A 20,490-nucleotide genomic window follows, 5' to 3' on the forward strand; every position below is an offset into this window, starting at 1 on the left:
CGACGGGCCGTTCAGCGCCCGCAGGAGCAACAGGCATGGGACAGGTCCACCATGGCGAGCCCGGCCTTTTCGGCGGTGGCGGCGCTGAGATGCGCATAGGCGCGGCGCACATGGCGGGAGATTTTGTCGAAGGCGGCCTCATTGTCGCCGCGCGGGCGAAGCTCGGAGAACGTTCCCAGCGCAAGGCCGGAAAAAGCATGCGCGGCAACGAGCTGCTCCCGGTGCGGCTCAAGGGCGCCGGGGGCGGCAAGAAGCCGGATGCGCTCGCCCGCTTCGGCGAAGCGCTGCCGGCAGCTGGCGAGTTCACCAAGACCGGCCACCTCCGACGAGTCGGTGAGCTGCGCCAGGATCATCAACCCCGCCAGCTGGCCGACAACCCGGCGCAGATCCTCGAACACCGGGTGGCACGCATCGGCATAGCGAGCCGCCTGATCCGAGCCGAGCAAGGGGGCCAGATCGTCCGGCCCGGCGACGGGCATCGGCAGCGGCCCATCGGCAAAGAGGGCGCAGTCCGGGCGGTGCACGCTGGTCAGGCGGTCGAAAAGAGCGCGTCGCTGCACCGTCATTGGCTCCCTCCCTCGCGCTTGCGCGTGGTGTTTCTCTCGATCAGTTCGCCGGGCGGCAGGCGCAGGATGTGCGGATCCTGCCCGCGGTCGACGGCGAGTTCGCGGGCAAGGCTGACGGTCGCCGCCATCATCCCGTCCAGCGGCTGCGCCACCGTCGTCAGCAGATGCGAGGGCCAGCCGGCCATGGTGATGTTGTCGAAGCCGACGACCGAGATGTCGTCCGGCACATGAAACCGCCCGCTTTCCTGCACCCCGGCGATGAAGCCGATGGCAACGATGTCATTGGCGCAGAACACGCCGTCGAGCGGCCGTTCCGCCTTCGCCGCCGCGAGCCCGGCGGCGTAGCCGGCCTCGTAGCTGAAGCGGCCGGCCTCGATCACGACCGGCGGCGCGAAGCCGCGCTCCACCGCCCGTGTGCAGAATCCCTTGCCGCGCTCCACATTGGTGGAAGCGCCGGGAAAGGCCGAGACATAGGCGAGATGCCGGTGGCCGCTGTCGATCAGGTGATCGGCCACCCGCCGCCCACCCGCTTCATTGTCGCAGGTCACGCCGAAGCCGAGGCCATCGGCGGAGAGCCGGTTGAAGAAGATGCACGGCGCCCCGGCGCCCTCGCATTTCTCGCGGGCATGCGAGGCCATGTTGGCGGCCAGGACGATGACGAGGTCCGGCTGATAGGTCAGCAGCAGGTCGACCGCATCGTCGATCTTCTCCGGCTGGTTGGCGGCGGAGAGCATGACGTTCATGCCCGCCTCCTGCAGCATCGCCGTCATCTCGGTCATGACTTCGGGATAGAACGGGTTGGTCAGGTCGGAGACCACCATGCCGACGATCTGGGTCTTCTTGGTGATCAGGCTCTGGGCGAAGGGATTGGGGCGATAGCCGAGCGCGGCGGCCCGCTCCAGCACCAGCCGGCGCGTCTCCGAGGCGACGACGGCGTCCGGGTAGAAGGCCCGCGAGACGGTCGAGACCGACATGCCGAGATCGCGTGCGAGGTCCTTCACCGTCACCCGTCGTCCCTTGTCTCGTTGTACGTCGCTCAAGGCCTGTCTCCCGTCTCGCCATCGCTGGCGCTCCTGCCATTCCGCTGCGGCAGGAAGCAGTTTTGTTCGTAACCGGCATGCCGCGCCACCCTGTTCGGGCATCCGGGGCTGCCCGGCCCCTGTCGGCGCCGGGCAGAAATCGTTGCTGTCGTCTCAGTTCACCGTCGGCGCGACCTTGGTGAGCTTGTACTGGTCCTTGGCCGCCTCGCAGCGCTGGCAGTTGATGCCCGGCTCGTTCGCAGCCTTCACGATCTCGGCCGGCAGCGGCTGGATGGTCGCGCCCTTCACCGGGGTGCCGTTCAGCGCCGAGTCGATGTTCAGCTCGGGCAGCAGCACCGGATTCAGGACTTCCGTGACAAAGGAGGACGGCACGCGATCTTTCGGGAAGACGTTGCAGCCGTCCTCGAATTTCTCACCCGCGCACAGCTTGACCTTATCGGCGGGAACCCAGGGCAGCGGGTATTCGATGTTCGTCGGCTTGAGTTCGCGCTTGCCGGTGAGGATTTCCATCATCAGCTTGAAGGCATAGCCCGACTGCGCCGGCGGCGAGCCGGCCGAGACGCCGGTCAGCCCCTTGGCCTGCATGGCCGGGTCGGCCAGCGCGAGGCGGAAGCCGTTGGAGTTCTCGCCGGTGACCGGCACGAGATTGCCGCCCTTGTCGAGCAGCGCCTGGATGGCGCCGTACTCGCCGGCCTGCGCCCAGATGCCCTGAACGTCCGGGTGCGCGGCAAGGGCCTTGGCGGTCTCCTGCTGGGTCGTGCGGTCGTCCCAGAACGAGTAATATTCGGACACCACTTCGATGCCGGGATATTTGGCGAAGATGTGCTTGGCGCCATCGGTGTGGCGCTGGTCGACCGAGTTACCGGGCACGCCGCGCGACAGGAAGATCTTGCCCTTGCCGCCGAGCGCATTGACCAGCGCCTGCGCCGAGTTCTCGCCGAAGCCGGACGAGAGATAGCTGACATTGTAGGCGCAGCTCTCCGTCACGGTGGCGTCGTACATGAAGAACAGCACGCCCTGCTCGCAGCCGCGCTTGATGGTGCGGTTGAGCGCGGTGGCGGAGATCGGGAAGCTGACAATGCCGTCCGCGCCCGCGTCGATCATGCTCTCATAGGCGGAGATCTGCGCCTGCGGGTCGGCGCCGGAGATGACCTCCTTCAGCTCTACGATGTCATTATAGGGCGGCGTCGCCGCCAGAGCCTTGACGATGTTGGCGGCCTCGGACTGCCAGGCATTACCGGAATAGCTGAGGCTCAGATAGATCTTGTACTTCTTTCCGTCCTTGGGGCCAGCGGCCTGGGCCGGCTGGATGGCCCCCAAGCAGGCCGCCCCAAGCAACAGGGCGGCGGTCGCGGTTTTGAGCAGCGTCGATATCATCGTCGTTTCCTCCTGGTATCTTGCGTGTTCTTGTCGTTCGTCTCGCTCGCCTTAGCTCAACGCCAGAGAGAGCCGAGTTTCTGGAAAAGCTCCTCGCGCAGGAGCAGCAGCGCCACCAGCACGATGGCGCCCTCAATGATGGTGCGCAGGCCGAATTCGAGGCCGATGGCGGAGATGATGGTGCCGAGCGTGGTCAGCAGGATCGCCCCGCCCACCGTACCGAGAAACGTGCCGCGCCCGCCGAGAATGGAGGAGCCGCCGATCACCACTGCGGCGATGGACGGCAACAGGTAGCTGTCGCCCATGCGCAGCGTGGCGCCGCTGGAATAGCCCACCAGCATCAGGCCGGCGAAGCCGGCGCTCACCGCGCTGACCACATAGGGCAGGATGCGCATCGCCGTGACCGGGGCGCCGGCAATGCGCGCCGCCTCCACATTGGTGCCGATGGCATAGAGATAGCGCCCATAGATCGAGCGGCTCTGGAACAGCCAGCCCAGCAGCACGAAGGCGACAAGGAACAGGACGGGCGCCGGCAGGCCGAGAACATGACCCTTCATCAGCGCCACCGCCGCGTCGGGGGCGGCGCCGCGCGGTGTGCCCTTGGTGTAGCCCAGCAGCAGCGAAGACACGATAATCGACATCGCCAGCGTCATGATGAAGGGCGGCACCTTCAGCCAGACGATGCCGGCGGCGGAGAGGAAGCCGACACAGCCACAGGCCAGCAGCACCAGCGGCAGCAGATACCAGGCGCCGGGATCGCTGGCGCCGACCCAATTGGTGGCGAGGATGCCGCCCAGCGTGGCCACCGCCGGCAGCGACAAATCGAGACCGCCGGTGAGAATGACCAGTCCTTGCCCGAAGGACAGCACCACCAGGAACGAGCCGAGCACCAGCACCGTCTCCACCTGCGACCAGGAGCCGAGCGAGGGGCTGATGAAGCGCGCGCCGACGAGCAGCACGACGCACAGAATCGCCACCGCAAGCGTGCTCACCGTCTCGGCGCTGATGCGCGCGCTGCGCCGTGTGTCGGCCTTCTGCTGGAAGCGGGCCGGCGCGATCGGATCGTCGTTCATGACCGTCATTTCCGCTCTCCGATCCGGGTCAGCAGGCCGCTGAAGACCACGGCCACGATCAGCACCACGCCCTGGAACAGGCCGGTGTAGAAGGACGAGACGCCGCTGGAGAACAGCACCTTCTGCAACAGGGTGAGCGTCGCTGCCCCCATCACCGAGGCGAACAGCCCGCCGCGTCCGCCGCTCAGCGAGGTGCCGCCCAGCGCCACCGCCGCGAAGGACAGCAGCAGCAGCGGCGTGCCGGAATTGGGATTACCGGTCGCCGTCTGCGCGCTCAGCATCAACCCGGCGAGGCCGTACAGCATGCCGGCGGCGACGAAGGTGAGGAAGCGCGTGCGCCGCACATTCACGCCGGAGAGCGCGGCGGCGGGCTCGTCGGCGCCGATGGCATAGAGCGCGACGCCATAGTTGGTGCGACGTACCAGCAGCCAGAGCCCGATCACCACGGCAACCACCAGCCCCGACACCGGCACAGCACTCCACAGCCGCCCGGTCAATTCGTCGGCGATCCAGTCGGAGACCGCGCCGCCCGGCGCGTTGAGGATGACGAGCGCGATGCCCTGGCAGATGATCATGGTCGCCAGCGTGGCGGCGATGGACTGGAGCCGGAGATAGGCCACCAGCCAGCCATTCACCGCTCCCACAGCACCGCCGATGGCGAGGCAGAGCAGCAGAGAGAGCAGCGCACCGCCCGGTCCTTCCAGGGGATAGACGGCGAGCACGACATTGGTCAGCGAGATCACGCCCGCGATGGAGAGATCGAAGCCGCGGCTCAGCACCACCAGCGTCTGCCCGGCCGCCGCGAGCGCCAGCGGGGCCGTGTTGTTCATCAGCGCGGCGATGGCGTAGCTGTCGAGAGCGCGCGGCTGCTGGTAGGCGTAGAGCGCATAAAGCAGCACATAGAGACCGAAGATCAGGCCGGCGCCCTGCGTCAGCCGCCAGAGACGGTGACGCGGGGCCAAGCCCGAACGAACAGCGGTTGGAGCGGACCCGGAGGCGCCCGCAGTGGCGATGTCGCTCATCGGGCATTCTCCGCGACGACGTGGGCGGGGGTGGCGAAGGGGGCGGGGGCGCGATCGGCCGGCGAGCCCTGGCCATGACCGATCATCGCCGCCACCAGCGTCTGCTCGGCGATGTCGTCACCCTGCAGCTCGCGGAACACCTGCCCGCCATAGAGAACGAGGCAGCGATCGGCCAGTTGGACGATCTCCGGCAGTTCCGAGGAATAGAAGAGAACCGAACCGCCACGCTCGGCGAAGGCGCGAATGGCGGCATAGATGGATTCCTTCGTGCCGACATCGACGCCGCGCGTGGGATCGAACAGCAGCAGCGTGCGCGCGCCGGTGGCCAGCGTGCGCGCCATCAGCGCCTTCTGCTGATTGCCGCCGGAGAGGTCGCCGATGGCGAATCCGAGATAGCGCGGGCTCAGTGCCACCTGGTCCGCCGCAGGCTGCGCCGCCTTTTCCTCGTCGCGCCGGCCGATGAACCCCGCCCGGCCCACGCGCGGCAGGAGCGGCAGAACCACATTGGTGGCCGCCGACAGGCCAGCGAGGATGCCCTCCGTCTTGCGTTCCTCCGGGAGATAGCTGATGCCCGAGCCGCAGCGCAGCGCGGCGCGCGGGCTGCGAAAGGTGGCCACCGTGCCGTCGACGCGGATCACGCCATCGGCCGGCGTCTCCAGCCCGGCCAGCAGGCGGAACAGACCGCGCTGGCCCTGGCCTTCCAGCGCGGCGACGCCGAGGATTTCGCCCGCTCCGAGGTGCAGGCTCACCCCGCGCAGCCCGCGACCGGCCAGATTCTCGACGGCGAGACGCGGCGTGCGGGCCGGGTCCGCCACCCGCGCGGGACGGCGTGCATGCTCGACCCGGTGGCCGACCATCATCTCGAAAATGTCGCCGTCGCTGGCGCTGGCGAGACCCACCGTACCGATGGAGCGGCCATTGCGCAGCACGGTCGCCGACGAGCAGATTTCCCGGACTTCGGCAAGCCGATGCGAGATGTAGAGAATGGCGACGCCCCGCGCACGCGCCTTGCCGATCTGTTCGAACAGCCAGTCGGTCTCGGCCAGCGAGGCGGTCGGCTCGTCGAGGATCAGCACGCGGCCGGCATTCTCGATCGCGCGGGCGATCTCGATGCGCTGGCGTTCGGCGAGCGGCAGATCGCCGACGCGCGCGGCCGGATCGATACGCACGAGCCCGTGACGTTGCAGGATTTCCGCGCCGCGGGCGATGACCTGGCGATGCGAGATCAGCGGCGAGCCACGCCCCGCGAGAGCCGGCAGCAGGAAATTCTGCGCCACGCTCAGATTGGGGACGAGGCTCAGTTCCTGAAACGCCGTGGCGACCTCGCGCTTGCGCGCCTCGATGATGGAACGCGGCGCATAGGTCTCGCCGTGCAACCGCATCTCGCCACGATCCGGGATGACCGCGCCGGTGAAGATGCGCACGAGCGTGGACTTGCCCGCCCCGTTTTCGCCGAGCAGCGCATGAACCTCGCCGGCCTTCAGCGCGATATCGGCGTGTTCGAGCGCGACGGTCGCGCCATAGGACTTGCTGACGCCAGATGCGCGCATTTCGCGAGACGAAGGGTGCCGCTCCCCGGTGTCGGGGCGACCTGTGGCGTCGATCATGTCAGTCCTCCCGTGCCCGGAGCCGCTCCACTAACGGGAACGTTCTCTGAGAACGTTCTCATTGTTGACGACGTTTCCGATCCCGGTCAAGCGCCCTCGGTCGATTTTGTCGCGCCCCCGGAAGGCACACGGCCGAACCTTCGGATTAACCCATTGAAAGAGCGAGAATTAAATTCCGCCCCCCTGGGCGACGGACAGAAGCCTTGGAGCCACCGCGCTCCGCAAATATCTCACGCAGGAGAAATGCCGTGTGGCCGAGAGCAGGCGGGCTGCCGAGCACCGGTTCCCACACCGACCAGGTGTTGGAAATGTGCCGACGCCAGTGGAAATCGTCGCGAAAACCGTCAAAATCTTCCAGAATCGATCATCCGGCATCGCGGACACGCCCGCGCAGCGGTACGGAGGCGCCATGAACAGTCGCGAAAACCAGGGTGACGGCGGCGAGGAGGCGCCGCGTGGGCGCGTGGAGATGATTCCGGCGAAACGGCGGGCGCTCATTCTGGAACGCCTCCGGCGCGAGGGCGCGGCGGGCATTCAGGAATTGGCCGATGCCATCAACGCCTCGCCATCGACCATCCGCCGCGATCTCGAACATCTGGTGAAGCAGGGCGCGCTGGAACGCACCCATGGCGGCGCTCTGCTGCAGAGCACCGCGCGCGCCACCTTCGAGCCCGACACCGCCCTCGCCGCGCAGCTGCGGCGCGAGGAAAAGAACGCCATCGCCGCCGCCGTCGCCGAAGAGTTGCGGCCGGGACAGAGCGTCATCTTCGACGCCAGCACGACGGTGCTTGCCGTGGCGCGCGCCGTCGCTACACGGCGGCTCCCGCTAACCGCCGTCACCAACAGCCTCGCCATCGCCCAGGTACTGGCCGACGCCCCGGAGGTGCATCTCATCGTGCCGGGTGGCACGGTGCGGCCGGGGTCGACGACGCTGGTCGGCCGGCCCGGCGAGGACTTCCTGCGCAGCCTGCATGCCGATATTGCTCTGCTCGGCACCCATGCCATCACCGGCAGGACACTGACCGAGACCTCGCTCGACGTGGCGGCGATGAAGCAGGCGATGATTGCCGCGGCCCGGCACGTCATGGTGCTGGCGGATAGCTCGAAATTCACCGCGCCGAGCTTCTGCACCATTTGCGATGTCGCCGACATCCAGGAGATCGTCACCGATGACGGTATCGATCCCCTGGTGCTGGAGGAATTGCGGCGGCTGAACGTCGTCCTGCGCGTCGTTCCCGTGCTGCGACAGGATCACCGCCGTGTTTGAACGCACGGGACTGCGCATTCTCGCCGACGACCTGACCGGCGCGCTGGACAGTGCCGCCGCTTTTGCCACGCCCCGCTGCCCGATCCCGGTGCTCTGGCATCCCGTGCGCGCCCTGCCGACTGCGGCGGCCATCGACGCGGGCACGCGAGAGATGGATGGCGATGAGGCGGTCCGCCGCCAGGCTCCCCTCACCGACTGGCTTCTCGATGGTGCGCCCGCCTTCAGGAAGATCGACAGCCTCCTGCGCGGCAATTGGGCGGCGGAGCTTGCCGCGCTCTCGACGCGGATGGCCGGTTGGCGCCTCGTCGTCGCTCCGGCCTTTCCCTTCCAGGGACGCGTCACGCGGGCGGGTTTCCAGTGGCAGATAGGGCCCGCGCAGCCTCTCGGGGGTGACATCGCCGCCACGTTGCGCGCTGCGGGGTTGCTCCATGCCGACATCCACGTACATGACGCCGAAACCGATGCCGATCTCGACGCCATCGTCGCGCGCGAGATGCGCGGCGATGGCCGCGTGCTGTGGGTTGGCACCGGCGGTCTCGCTGCCGCGCTCGCCCGGGCCCGGCCCGCCTCGCCTTCCGCCTCCGAGCCGCCGACGGAGGTACGGGTGCGCAGCCCCTTGCTGGCGCTCATCGGCTCGCATCATCCGGTCATGCGGGAACAGATCGACCATGCCGCCGCGGCGGACCCGCGCCGGCATGTCCGGCTTTCGGCGAACCCGTCGGACATCGACGCGGTTCTTGAACGTCTGGCGCAGGGCCTGTCGTGCCTCGTCACCGTGGCCTTCGAGGGGACGCGTGCCGCGGCAGCTTCCGTCATTGCCGAGCGATTTTCGCACCTGCTCGCCCATTGCCCGCCGCCGGGCACGCTGTTCGTGGCGGGCGGCGAGACGCTGCGGGACGTGGCCCAGGCCATCGGCGCTGACAGCCTCGCCGTGGAGGGCGCACGCGAGCCGGGGCTGGCCGTATCGCATCTGCGCGGCGGACGGTTCGACGGCGTCCGCGTGGTCTCGAAATCCGGCGGCTTTGGTCGTCCGGACCTGCTGCGGACGCTGTTCGACGAGGCGTCGGAGAGCCGCCAATAACGCCGTTGCGCGCATATGATAACTTTTGATATCAAATGACGTATTCTGGAAAGAGGGTCGCTTTCATGGCTGTGCCGCGCCTTGCCATCACCATGGGAGACCCCGCCGGCATCGGCCCGGAGATCATCGCCAAGGCCGGCGCCCGCCTTGCGCCCCGCCTGCAGGCCGGCGAACTGTCGCTGCTCGTCATCGGTAGCGTGACTGCCCTGCGCGCGGCGGAAGCCCTGCTCGCAACACCTCCGATACCCGAGATTGAGGATGCCGCGCAGCCCGCGCCGCTCGCCATCCTGGCGGCCGGCGCCGAGCGCGAACCGATCCGCCTCGGCCAGATGAGCGCGGAAGGTGGCCGGCTAGCCTATCTCGCCATCGAAAAGGCGGTCCGCCTCGCCCAGTCCAGCGCCATCGCGGGCCTCGTCACCGCCCCGCTCAACAAGGAGGCGCTCAATCTCGCCGGCTACGCTTATTCCGGGCACACCGACATGCTCGCCGACCTCACCGGGGCGCGCGATTCCGTCATGATGCTGGCCCATGGCGCGTTTCGCGTCAGCCATCTCACGACGCATGTCGCGTTGGCCGATGTGCCCTCAAAGCTCACACCGGCGCGGCTTCGCCGCGTCATCGACCTGACGGCGGCCATGCTGCGTTCGCTCGGCATCGCGCATCCGCGCATCGGCATCGCCGCCCTCAACCCGCATGCCGGCGAAGGCGGCATCTTCGGCCGTGAAGATATCGACGTGACGGCCCCGCTGGTGGCGACCTATGAGGGCTCGGACATCACGGTGATCGGCCCGGTGCCCGGCGACACAATCTTCGTCAAGCTGCGCGGGCGCAGCTACGATGCCGTGGTGGCGATGTATCATGATCAGGGCCATGTGCCGGTGAAGCTTCTGGGCTTCGACGTGGACCCCGCGACCGGGGAATGGAAGGCGCTGTCCGGCGTCAACATCTCCCTCGGGCTGCCGATCATCCGAACCTCCGTCGACCACGGCACGGCCTTCGACATCGCCGGCAAGGGCATCGCCAATGAGGAAAGCCTGATCGAAGCGATCGATTTCGCGCTGGAACTGGCGCGCAATCGCGCCGCTTGAGCTGAGCCCGCGCAGGCGCGGGCCTTGCTCACTGTCGGTGGCGTTACCAGCCGCGACGCCGCTAGGAAGACGTGGGCGCGTTCACCCACAGAATGGAGGCCGCCTTGCTGCCGCTGTTCCAGAACCGATGGGCGATATCGCTGTCGAAGGCAAAGCAGTCGCCCGCGTTCAGCACGTAGCTCTTGTCGCCGATCTCCAGCTCCATCGAGCCGGAAACGACATAGCCGACCTCCTGCCCATTATGGGAATAGGGCTCGTCTCCCGAACTCGCGCCGGGGTCGAGGTTGACGAGAAAGGCCTTCAGCCGCGAAGCGGCGGGAGGGGTGATGATGACCTTCTCAAGGCCACGATTGCTGATCAGCAACTGGCCACGGCCGGAGCGGGTCACAAACGGATCCTCGCCGCCGCCCGAGACGGCGGGATCGAGAATCCAGGCCGGTGACACGCCGAGCGCCGTGCCGAGCCCGAACAGGGTTCGCACGGTCGGCGATGTCAGTCCGCGCTCGATCTGCGACAGTGTACCAATCGACAGTCCCGTCTTTTCCGAAAGCTGGGTCAGGGTCAGGCTGTTGGACAGCCGCAACGCCTTGATCCTGCGTCCGACCTCGCGCTGCGCCGTATCGATCTCGCGCTCGTTCTGCGCGGACGGCGTGGTCGGTTCGGCGGTTTCCGGCGTCATAAGCATCCTCGGCAGAAGGGAAAGAGCGGCGAAGCGCCAACGATCAAAGCACGATTGCAGGGTCTTTCAACGGCTTGCCTCGCGCGAACCGGTCGATGGCGAAAGGCGCGATCCGGCTGTCGACCTCGCCCCTCGCAATCGCGCGCGCAAGAAGTATGCCGGTTCCCGGGCCACCTGCCCAGCCATAGGACCAGCCGGCGCTGAACCATAGATCCTTGAGATCGGGGTGCTCGCCGATCAACGGAGCATAGTCAGGCGTGGCGTGGATCAATCCGGCCCAGTGCCGCAGCACGCGCAGTGTGCGCAGCCGGGGGAACAGCCGCGCGTAGACGGCGGCCGTTTGCGCCAGCACGGGAAGATCGGTGCTTAGGCTCATCCGTGGGCGCTCGGGCACCTCCGTGCCGCCGACCACCTCGCCACGGCCGGTCTGGTGCAGGTAGCAGAGGCTGTCGATCAGCGCGATGGCGGGACGGATGAGCGGGCGCACCGGCTCGAGTGCCATCGCCTCAATGCGCATGCCGAAGCCGGGAAGCGTCACGCCCGCCAGAGCGGCCACTTCCGGATTGTGGCCGCCGGCGGCCACCATCACGCTGTCCGCCGCGATGCGGTGATCGCCCACCGTGACGGCGCCGACCCGCCCGCCGGTGCGCTCAATGCCGGTGACCGGCGTGCGGTAGCGCACCAGGACTCCACGGTCCTCGCAGGCGTGAAGCAGGGCCTTCATCGCGGCATGATGCGGGGCGACGCCTCCATCCGGCAGCATCAGCGCGCATTTCACCTGCCGCCCGTCAATGGCCGGCAGGACCTCGGCCATCCGCGCGCCGCGGATCATTTCATGGCGCACACCATGCTGCGCATGAATGCCGGTGATGGAATGCAGCATGTCCGCAGTACGGTCGGTCTCCGCCACCATCATGTAGCCCCGCCGGGTGAACATGGCGTTGTGGCCGAGGCTGCGCGAAAGGGTCTGCCACGCCTGGTTGGAGTACTGGAACAGGCCAGTCCATTCGGGCGTGCCGAAACCGCCACGGATCAGCGTACCGTTGCGCCCGGAGGCGCCGCCCTGCCAGTAGCCGGCATCGAGCACCACCACCCCGGTGACCCCGAGTTCCGCGAGATTGAAGGCACAGGCGAGGCCCTGGATGCCACCGCCGACGATGACGACGGATGCCTTGGAAGGAAGGCCATGGGAGGAGGTGCTCACCGGTCGGGCTCCACCAGTCCATGCAGGCCCGCGGCCTGCGCCACGGTGAGGGCGCGACGCGGCGCGCGGTGGCTGGGGCGCGGCACCGCCTGGGCCGCCTGCGGTGCTGCTTTCGCGACGACGGCGGCGAGCATCTCCCAGCAGGGAAAGCCCTGGCACGGACCCATGCCGCAGGAGGTGAGGCGCTTCAGCACCTCAAGATCGGTCTCACCCTCACGGATGCGGTGCAGGACCTCTCCAATTGTCACATCCATGCAGGGGCAGACATAGGCATCCGCATCGAGGCGCTCCGGCAGCAGGATGCTGTCCGGCTCCGCTGCAGCCGCTCCGATGACGGATACCGAGGAACCGGCATCGGTGGAGGTTCCCAATTGGCCGAGCCCCTCGGCCATCGCCTGAAAACCGAGACCCGGATCGACGCGCCAAGGCCCGGCATGCACCAGGCAGTCACAGGCGAAGCGGCGGTCGAGAACCGCGCCCGTCACCGCGTTGCGGCCGAGAATGCCCTGCAGCTTCCCGACGGACGCGACGGCAACGACATTGGCTCCGGCATTCTTCAGCCGCGTGGCAATCGCCGTCTCGGCGCCTGTGCCCACGACCACCACCCGCCGCCCGAGCGCGACACCGGCGTCGACCGCCAGCGACAGGGCGAAGTGCGCATCCACGACGCCCGGCAGATGATTGCCGCGCACCAGAGGAGGAATGGAGCGACGACCAACGGCGAGCACGGTGCGCCCCGGCGTGAAGATAAGCGCACCCTGCCGCGGATCGAACGGCGCCGCCGCGACGAGCCCTCCCTTGCGATAGATGCCGAATACCTCGGTCCGGCTGAAGATCTCGACACGCGGGTCGAGCGGCGGCAGTTCCACACCAAGCGAGCGGGCGAAGCTGCCGGGCTCCCGCGAGAGGGAAACCAGGGCAACGGACCGTCCTTCGGCCACGGCCGCGTTCGCGGCGGCGCGCCCGGCAACGCCGCCGCCGACGATGAGAACGTCCACGGCGATACGACGTCCCTGCGGCAAGGGCCCCTCTTCGACATGCGCCGCGTCACCCACACCGGCGAGGAAGGCGAGCATCCGCTCCCACACGGCGAACAGGCGGGGATGGCCCGGCGCGAAAGCGCCATGCTCGAAGCCGCCATAGACGAGGCGCGCCGGCAACAGGCGCGCGGCGCGCAGGAGATCGAAGCGGGGGCTGGGCCAGGTGTTCTGCTCCGTCGCCCTCACCGGCTCGGCCAGAAACACGCGATCGAGGCGGGTGTTCGGGCGCCCGTCCACGCCGGCGAGACAACCGGCGATGAAGCTGCCCGACGGCCCCAGCGGTCGGTGCCGCTTGCGCGTGCTCGCTGTCGTGCGGATGCCCGCCCGCCACAGCGCGGCCGCGAGGCTCTCCCCCGCCTGTCCGGCTACGGCGCGGCCGTTCCAAAAGAAGCTCACCGGCTCGTTCACAGCGCAGCCCCTCCAATCTTCAGAATGTTGCGAGCGTTCAGCAATCTAGCATCCATAAAAATGAAAATGGCAACAGATTTTCATTTTTACGAAAAATGCTGTTGCCGTCCCGCGAGGCATGGTGTCAATCTAGCGCCAGGGCCGAGCGATGCGGCCGTTTCCAGGGGAATGTTCATGGACAAGGACAAGAGCAGCAGCTCGCGCCGTGCGGTACTCAAGGGCATGGGCATCGGCGCGGCAGGCCTCTTCACATCGGCGATGCCGGCCTGGGTGGGCACGGTCCGGGCCGCTGACGGCACGGTCCTGACGGTCGCCAGCTATGGCGGCGCCTATCAGGAGGCGCAGGCCAAGGCGATGTTCGACCGTCTGCCCACAGGCCTTTCCGTTCGACAGGACAGCCCGTCCAGCGATGCGAAGATCATTGCCATGGCCGATGCCGGCAATGTCACCTGGGACATCGTCGTCGTCGCCGATAATTTCGGCCAGGCGGCCCAGGCCAAATGGCTGGAAGCCATAGACTACGGCGTCATCGACCGGGGCACCTTCCTGCCGGGCTATGCGGGCGACTACCGCCTCGGCGCCGATGTCGAAGGCACGGTCATCGCCTATCGTACCGACAAGTTCGACGGCAAGAGGCCGGCAGGTTTCGCCGACTTCTTCGACGTGAAAGCGTTTCCCGGCAAGCGCGCGGTCTGGAAATATGCCTCGGGCGGCGTTTTCGAGGCTGCGCTGCTGGCGGATGGCGTGGCGCCGAAGGATCTCTATCCGCTCGACATCGACCGGGCGCTCAAGAAGCTCGACACCATCCGCGACCACCTGATCTGGTGGGAGACCGGCTCGCAGTCCGAACAGTTCCTGACCAGCGGCGAGGCCAGCATGGGTCTGGTGTGGGTGGGGCGCGGCCTTCAGGCGGCGAAATCCGCCCCGGTCGCCATTGCCTGGGGCCAATGGACCACGCAGAACGCCTATTGGGTCGTTCCCAAGGGCACGAAATACCGCAAGCAGGCGATGGAAGCGCTGAAGGTGTTCACCTCGCCGGAGGCGCAGGCCGCTTTTGCCGCCCTCATGCCCTATGGCCCGACCAACAAGGCCGCCGTCCCGCTCATCGACAGCCCCTTCAAGGGCAATCTGCCCACGGATCATCTCGCGACGAAGGTGGAGGTCGATTACCAGTGGTGGTCGGCAAACGAAACCGCCGTGAACGAGCGCTTCCAGGAATGGCTGCTGCTGTGACCGGCCCCGCCTCGAGCGTTTTCGTGCGAAGTGGATACCGGTTCGCGTGAAGAAAACGCGACGAAGCAAAGAATTAGATCATTTCACTGTTTCCGTGAAACGGTGAAACGATCTAGCCCCCGCGCGATCATGCCCGGACGCCGGCTGTGACCGGTCGGCATCCGGGATGCCGGACCAAGCTCGCGACGCGCGTGACGTGTGGCGCGGGCGGGCACGAAGAGAACACGATGTCAGCAGCCCATGCCCCTTCCGGAACGGACTTCGCCCATGGCGGCGCACCGGCGCCGCAGCCGGCCCGGCGGCGCCGCAGCGCGGTCGCCCTGCTCGGCGTACCCGCGCTCCTGTTCCTCGCGGCGTTCTTCGTCTATCCGCTGGCGCTTGTGCTGGCCTCAAGCGTGCCGGAGGGCTCGTTGGCGAATTACGCCCGCCTGTGGAGCACACCGCTGTACGGCCGGGTAATCCTGCAGACGTTCCAGACCTCTGCCATCGTGACCGTCATCTGCCTGCTGCTTGCCTACCCCTATGCCTATGCGATGGTGCGGGCGGGCCGCGTGCTATTCGCCCTGCTGGCGATGTGTCTGCTGCTGCCCTTCTGGGTCAGCCTTCTGCTGCGTAGCTTTTCCTGGATGATTCTGCTGCAGGACAGCGGGCTGGTGAACCGGCTCCTGATGGACATCGGCCTCACCGACGCGCCGATCCAGCTCATCCGCAACAAGCTTTCCGTCGTCATTGGCATGACGCACATCTTGCTGCCCTATGCGGTGCTGCCGATCTTCGCCGCCATGCGCAAGGTGGACATCAGGCTGCTGGAGGCCTCGCGCATCTGTGGCGCCGGGCCGTTGCGCTGCTTCTTCAAGGTCTTCCTGCCGCTGACCCTGCCCGGCGTCTATGCCGCCGCGCTGCTCAGCTTCACCCTCGCGCTCGGCTTCTACATCACGCCCGCGCTGCTCGGCAGCCCGCGCGACACCATGATCGCCCAGCTGGTCGCGGCGCAGGTGACGGAATTGCTCAATCTCGGCTTCGGCAGCGCCTTGGCGGCCGTCCTGCTGCTGGCGACCGCCGCCATCTTCGCGGTGGCCGGCCTCACGATCCAGCTGGGGCGCCCCGACACCAGGGTTTCACGGCCATGAAGCTCCGCTCGCTCCTTGCCGCGATCGCGTTCTGGACGCTCATCCTCGTCATCGCCCTGTTTCTTCTGCTGCCGACTCTGGTGATCGTGCCGATCTCCTTCACCGCCGACACGGTGATCCGTTTCCCGCCGGAAGGCTTTTCGCTGCGCTGGTATGAGAACGTGCTCGCGAATCCGGCATGGCGGGCGGCGACCGTCACCAGTCTCCAGACGGCCATCGGCACCGCTTGTCTTTCCATGGCGCTCGGCACGGCGGCGGCCATTTTCCTCTACCGCACCGAATTCCGCGGCAAGGCCATCGTGCAGGGCCTCCTGCTCAGCCCGCTGGTGACGCCGGTGATCGTTCTCGCCGTCGGCGTCTATCTCGTCTTCGCGCGCTGGGGCCTGTCGGGCACGCTCGCCTCACTCATCATTGCCCACACCGTGCTCGCCCTGCCCTTCGTCGTGGTTTCGGTGACGGCAAGCCTGCATGCCGTCAACGGCAACCTCGAACTCGCGGCGCTCGGGCTGGGTGGGAGCCGCCTTTATGTGTTCCGCCGGGTTCTGCTGCCGCTGATCGCGCCGGGCGTCGTGTCGGGCGGCATATTTGCCTTCATCACCTCCTGGGACGAGGTGGTGATGGCGATTTTCCTCACCGACCCCGGACTGCGCACCGTCCCGGTGCTGATCTGGAGTCAGCTGCGCGCCGAGCTCGACCCGACCATGGCTGCCGTGGGCACCATACTGATCGCCATCTCCGCGCTCGGTCTCGGCGCCATAACCCTGCTCAAGACACGGAACGCGTGATGCCCTCCCCCGCTGAAACCGCGCCTCACGCACTCGAGCTCGCCGGCGTCTGTAAGAACTTCGGCCACGTTGCCGCCCTGTCCGACATTTCGTTCACAATGAACAAGGGCGAGTTCCTGACCATGCTCGGCCCCTCCGGCTCGGGCAAGACCACGACGCTGCGCATCATTGCCGGCTTCATGGCGCCGGACAGCGGCGATGTTCGCATGCATGGCGAGAGCGTCGCCCACGCGCCGCCCAACAAGCGCAATATCGGCATGGTGTTTCAGGATTATGCGCTGTTTCCGCATATGAGCGTCGCCGAGAACGTCGCCTTCCCGTTGCTGGCGCGCGGCTGCGATCGCCGGACCGCAGCGAAGAAGGTGGAGGCGATGCTTGAGGTCGTCGGCCTTGCCGGCTTCGGCCCGCGCTCCATCCGGCAGATGTCCGGCGGACAGAGTCAGCGCGTGGCTCTGGCACGGGCCCTCGTCTTCGGGCCGGAACTGGTGCTGCTCGACGAGCCGATGGCGGCCCTCGACAAGAAGCTGCGCGGCAGCATGCAGACGGAAATCCTCCGCATCGTCAAGCAATTGGGCGCGACCGTCATTTCGGTCACGCACGATCAGGAAGAAGCGCTTGTCATGAGCGACCGCATCGCTTTGTTCGAGAGCGGCCGTCTGGTGCAGATCGGCACCCCGCAGGAATTGTATGAGAGGCCGTCGACCTCCTTCGTCGCCGATTTCATTGGCGAAGCCAATATTCTCAGCGGCACCGTCGGCGCGGGCGGCACCCTCATCGGGGCGGGCTGGCGCTGCACGGCGCCGGCGCAGCGGCTCGGGCCGCCGGGCCAGGCTGTGCGCGTCGCGATCCGCCCGGAGAAGATCCACCTCGACGCCTCCGGCACCGTCGAGGCGGTTGTCCGCCAGAGTGTCTATCTCGGCGTGGAATACCGCCTGCTTCTGACATTGCCGGACGGCGCCGCCTTGCAGGTGCGCAGCCGGGACATGCGACAGATCCAGGACCTGCGCCCGGGCGCCTCGGTGCGCCTTGCCTGGGCGCCGGAGGACGTCATCGTCCTCCAGGGGGCCTGAAGGCGATGCCATGGGATCATGCGCAGGGAGCGTGTCGGTGAGCCATTCCGATCCCGGGCACACCCGCAGGGCGGAGCGCGATTCGCGCGACGCCGACACAGTCTACGCGGTGTCCGCGGGCCCCGAACCGCTCGCGCCGCCTCTGTCCGGCCAGCTGCGCGCCGACATCGTGGTGATCGGCGGCGGTATCACCGGGCTGTCTGCGACCTATCATCTCGCCCGCGCCGGCGCGGATGTCGCACTGATCGAGGCCCACTGCTTCGGCTGGGGGGCGTCGGGCCGCAATGGCGGGCAGATCAATGCCGGGCTCAAGCACGAACCTGCCGAGATCGAGAAGACGTTCGGCCCGGACCTTGGCTCCCGGATGGTCGCGTTCTCCGGCTCCGCGCCGGACAAGGTCTTCCGCCTCGTCGAGGAGGCGGGGATCGCGTGCGAGGCCAAACGCACCGGCACCCTGCGCGCCGCCTTCAGCAGCGGCTCCGTCGATTTCCTGCAGCGGGCGACGGCCGAACTGCAGCGGCGGGGAGCCCCTGTGCAATGGCTTGATCGTGCCGCCGTGCAGGAGGCGACAGGCACCGATCGCTACGTCGCCGCCGCTCTCGACCGGCGCGGCGGGTCGCTCAACCCCCTCGCCTATAGCCGAGGCCTTGCCCATGCCGCCATGGCCGCTGGTGCGCGGCTTTTTGCCCACACGCCAGCGTCGGCGCTGACACGGCGCGCCGGCGGATGGACGGTCCAGACCTCCGGCGGCCAGATCGACGCCGACCGGGTGATCCTCGGGACCAATGGCTACACGGACGATCTCTTTCCCGGCCTCCAACGCTCGGTCGTGCCGGTCTATGGCGGCATCGTCGCGTCCGAGCCCCTTCCTCCGTCGGCGGCAGCCCGCATCGTGCCCGGCCGCCACGTCCTCTATGAGCACGAGTCGATCACCGTCTACTATCGGCTCGATTCAGCCAATCGCCTGCTGATGGGTGGGCGCAGCCGGCTCCGGCCACTGCACGGCCCAGCGGGGTTTCCCGATCTCATGCGCTACGCGAAGCGGCTGTGGCCGTTTCTCGGCAACATCCGCTGGACGCATGGCTGGAACGGCCAACTCGCGATCACAGCCGACTATTATCCCAACCTTACCGCGCCGGCACCCGGCCTCATGGCGTGCATCGGCTACAATGGCCGCGGCGTCGCGATGGCGACGGCCATGGGCGGCGAACTCGCCCGCTGGGCAACCGGCACTGAGCCGGATACCCTCGACATGCCGGTGCGTCCCGCGAGGGCCTTCCCGTTCCACAGCTTGTGGCCGATCGGTGCTTCGATACGCATAGCCTATGGCCGGGCGCGCAATGCGCTCGGCATCTGAGCCGCCTTCACAGAGACGAGGCATTCCATGACGTCCAGCTATCTCACATTCTACATTGACGGCGCTTTCGTCGACCCGGTGGTCAACCGGACGCTCGACGTGATCGATCCCGCCACCGAGCAACCGTTCGCCACCATCTCGCTCGGCGGGCAGGCCGACGTGGATCGTGCCGTCGCCGCCGCCAAGGCCGCCTTCGCCCATTTCCAGTTTACGTCCAAGCAAGAGCGTCTCGCGCTTCTTGAGGCGCTGCTCGCGGTCTATGAGCGCCGTTACGAAGATGTCGCCCAGGCGATCAGTCGCGAAATGGGCTCGCCGATCGCGCGTGCCCGCGACTCCCAGGCCTATGCCGGGCTCGGGCACCTCAAAGCGACCATCGAGGCCTTCCGGCGCTTCGAGTTCGACGAGACGCGCGGCACCACGCGGGTGACGCATGAGCCGGTGGGCGTCGTCGGCTTGATCACCCCCTGGAACTGGCCGCTCAACCAGATCATGTGCAAAGTGGCGCCAGCCATCGCCGCCGGCTGCACCATGGTGCTGAAGCCGAGCGAGATCGCGCCGATCTCCGGCATGGTCTTCGCGGAGATCGTGCATGAGGCGGGCATCCCGCGGGGGGTGTTCAACCTCGTGAATGGTACGGGACCGGAAGTCGGCGCCGCGCTTTCCTCCCACCCGGACATCGACATGGTGTCGTTCACCGGCTCGACCCGCGCCGGCATCGACGTCGCCCGCAACGCCGCCGCGACTGTCAAGCGCGTGGCCCAGGAGCTTGGCGGCAAATCGGCCAATATCGTGCTGCCGGACGCCGATCTCGAAACCGCCGTGTCCGAGGGCGTGCGCGCCTGCTTCTCCAACACGGGACAGTCCTGCGATGCCCCGACCCGCATGCTCGTGCCGGCCGCACGGCAAGCGGAAGCGCTGGAGATCGCCCGCCGGACCGCGGAGACCGTGCGCGTCGGCTCCCCGACCGATGTCGAGACCCAGATCGGGCCACTGGTCAGCGATGTCCAGTTTGCCAAGGTGCAGGCGCTCATTCAGGCCGGCATCGACGAGGGCGCGACGCTCGTCATCGGCGGCACGGGCAAGCCGGCCGCGCTTGAGACGGGGTACTATGTGAAGCCCACCGTGTTCGGCGATGTGAAGCCGGGCATGCGCATCGAGCGCGAGGAGATCTTCGGGCCGGTATTGTCGATCATCCCCTATGAGACGGTCGATGAAGCGATCAGCATTGCCAACGATACGCTCTACGGCCTCGCCGCCTATGTGCAGGGCACGGATCTCGACGAAGCCCGCCGCGTCGCCGGCCGGCTGCGCGCCGGTTCCATCTATCTGAACTATCCGGACTGGGACCTTTTCGCTCCGTTCGGCGGCTACAAGCAGTCGGGCAATGGTCGCGAATACGCGGATTTCGGCCTGCGTGACTTCCTCGAAATCAAGGGCATCGTCGGTTACGGCTGAAACGCCCC

At 67.5% G+C, this 20,490-nt stretch carries 18 protein-coding genes; 9 read left to right on the top strand and 9 right to left on the bottom strand.

Features of this window, described 5'->3' with window-relative positions; translation table 11 throughout:
* Positions 1-11: 11 nt before the first annotated feature.
* From ACO07Z_RS07580 to ACO07Z_RS07605, 6 genes are all read right to left on the bottom strand, one after another.
* Positions 12-566: a hypothetical protein gene (locus tag ACO07Z_RS07580; RefSeq protein WP_421698150.1), complete on the bottom strand. Its 555-nt coding sequence runs from the start codon at positions 564-566 to the stop codon at positions 12-14.
* The gene (locus tag ACO07Z_RS07585) at positions 563-1,606 is read right to left on the bottom strand and encodes a LacI family DNA-binding transcriptional regulator (protein WP_421698151.1); all 1,044 of its coding nucleotides are present in this window, start codon (positions 1,604-1,606) and stop codon (positions 563-565) included. The genes ACO07Z_RS07580 and ACO07Z_RS07585 overlap by 4 nt, the downstream gene beginning before the upstream one ends.
* A gap of 153 nt (positions 1,607-1,759) precedes the next feature.
* Positions 1,760-2,983: a sugar ABC transporter substrate-binding protein gene (locus ACO07Z_RS07590; RefSeq protein WP_421698152.1), complete on the bottom strand. Its 1,224-nt coding sequence runs from the start codon at positions 2,981-2,983 to the stop codon at positions 1,760-1,762.
* 56 nt (positions 2,984-3,039) lie between these two features.
* Positions 3,040-4,065, bottom strand: coding sequence for an ABC transporter permease (locus tag ACO07Z_RS07595; protein ID WP_421698153.1), 1,026 nt, complete (start codon positions 4,063-4,065; stop codon positions 3,040-3,042).
* Entirely contained in the window at positions 4,062-5,078 is a 1,017-nt protein-coding gene (locus ACO07Z_RS07600) for an ABC transporter permease (protein WP_421698154.1), read from the bottom strand. The genes ACO07Z_RS07595 and ACO07Z_RS07600 overlap by 4 nt, the downstream gene beginning before the upstream one ends.
* A complete protein-coding gene (locus ACO07Z_RS07605) occupies positions 5,075-6,685 on the bottom strand; it encodes a sugar ABC transporter ATP-binding protein (RefSeq protein ID WP_421698155.1) in 1,611 nt (536 codons plus the stop codon). The genes ACO07Z_RS07600 and ACO07Z_RS07605 overlap by 4 nt, the downstream gene beginning before the upstream one ends.
* 409 nt (positions 6,686-7,094) lie before the next feature.
* Between ACO07Z_RS07605 and ACO07Z_RS07610 the strand changes: the two genes are divergently transcribed.
* The 3 genes from ACO07Z_RS07610 (at position 7,095) to pdxA (ending at position 10,121) form a co-directional block, all read left to right on the top strand.
* Positions 7,095-7,952 (top strand): DeoR/GlpR family DNA-binding transcription regulator, encoded by an 858-nt coding sequence (locus ACO07Z_RS07610; RefSeq protein ID WP_421698156.1) that lies wholly within the window; start codon positions 7,095-7,097, stop codon positions 7,950-7,952.
* Positions 7,945-9,033, top strand: coding sequence for a four-carbon acid sugar kinase family protein (locus ACO07Z_RS07615; protein WP_421698157.1), 1,089 nt, complete (start codon positions 7,945-7,947; stop codon positions 9,031-9,033). Before ACO07Z_RS07610 ends, ACO07Z_RS07615 begins: the two co-directional genes overlap by 8 nt.
* 65 nt (positions 9,034-9,098) lie before the next feature.
* On the top strand, positions 9,099-10,121 hold the full coding sequence (gene pdxA / locus ACO07Z_RS07620) for a 4-hydroxythreonine-4-phosphate dehydrogenase PdxA (RefSeq protein WP_421698158.1): 1,023 nt from the start codon (positions 9,099-9,101) through the stop codon (positions 10,119-10,121).
* Between the two features lie 61 nt (positions 10,122-10,182).
* On the opposite strand, the gene ACO07Z_RS07625 is transcribed toward pdxA, so the two are convergent.
* From ACO07Z_RS07625 to ACO07Z_RS07635, 3 genes are read right to left on the bottom strand one after another with little or no spacing between them, the layout of a single operon-like run.
* Positions 10,183-10,800, bottom strand: a complete 618-nt coding sequence (locus ACO07Z_RS07625; RefSeq protein WP_421698159.1) for a helix-turn-helix domain-containing protein — start codon at positions 10,798-10,800, stop codon at positions 10,183-10,185.
* A 43-nt stretch (positions 10,801-10,843) separates the two neighbouring features.
* Positions 10,844-12,004: an NAD(P)/FAD-dependent oxidoreductase gene (locus tag ACO07Z_RS07630; RefSeq protein WP_421698160.1), complete on the bottom strand. Its 1,161-nt coding sequence runs from the start codon at positions 12,002-12,004 to the stop codon at positions 10,844-10,846.
* Positions 12,001-13,452: a 2Fe-2S iron-sulfur cluster-binding protein gene (locus ACO07Z_RS07635; protein ID WP_421698161.1), complete on the bottom strand. Its 1,452-nt coding sequence runs from the start codon at positions 13,450-13,452 to the stop codon at positions 12,001-12,003. The genes ACO07Z_RS07630 and ACO07Z_RS07635 overlap by 4 nt, the downstream gene beginning before the upstream one ends.
* A 174-nt stretch (positions 13,453-13,626) precedes the next feature.
* On the opposite strand from ACO07Z_RS07635, the gene ACO07Z_RS07640 reads away from it, so the two are divergent.
* From ACO07Z_RS07640 to ACO07Z_RS07665, 6 genes are all read left to right on the top strand, one after another.
* On the top strand, positions 13,627-14,685 hold the full coding sequence (locus ACO07Z_RS07640) for an extracellular solute-binding protein (protein WP_421698162.1): 1,059 nt from the start codon (positions 13,627-13,629) through the stop codon (positions 14,683-14,685).
* A 227-nt stretch (positions 14,686-14,912) separates the two neighbouring features.
* A complete protein-coding gene (locus ACO07Z_RS07645; protein ID WP_421698163.1) occupies positions 14,913-15,815 on the top strand; it encodes an ABC transporter permease in 903 nt (300 codons plus the stop codon).
* Positions 15,812-16,600 carry an ABC transporter permease gene (locus ACO07Z_RS07650; RefSeq protein WP_421698164.1) on the top strand — a complete coding sequence of 263 codons (789 nt, stop codon included), beginning with the start codon at positions 15,812-15,814 and terminating at the stop codon, positions 16,598-16,600. Before ACO07Z_RS07645 ends, ACO07Z_RS07650 begins: the two co-directional genes overlap by 4 nt.
* A complete protein-coding gene (locus ACO07Z_RS07655; RefSeq protein WP_421698165.1) occupies positions 16,600-17,670 on the top strand; it encodes an ABC transporter ATP-binding protein in 1,071 nt (356 codons plus the stop codon). Before ACO07Z_RS07650 ends, ACO07Z_RS07655 begins: the two co-directional genes overlap by 1 nt.
* A 37-nt stretch (positions 17,671-17,707) precedes the next feature.
* The gene (locus ACO07Z_RS07660; protein ID WP_421698166.1) at positions 17,708-19,027 is read left to right on the top strand and encodes an NAD(P)/FAD-dependent oxidoreductase; all 1,320 of its coding nucleotides are present in this window, start codon (positions 17,708-17,710) and stop codon (positions 19,025-19,027) included.
* A 27-nt stretch (positions 19,028-19,054) separates the two neighbouring features.
* Positions 19,055-20,482 carry an aldehyde dehydrogenase family protein gene (locus tag ACO07Z_RS07665; protein WP_421698167.1) on the top strand — a complete coding sequence of 476 codons (1,428 nt, stop codon included), beginning with the start codon at positions 19,055-19,057 and terminating at the stop codon, positions 20,480-20,482.
* Positions 20,483-20,490: the final 8 nt, after the last annotated feature.

This window comes from Ancylobacter sp. (assembly GCF_965229075.1).
Classification (GTDB): domain Bacteria; phylum Pseudomonadota; class Alphaproteobacteria; order Rhizobiales; family Xanthobacteraceae; genus Ancylobacter.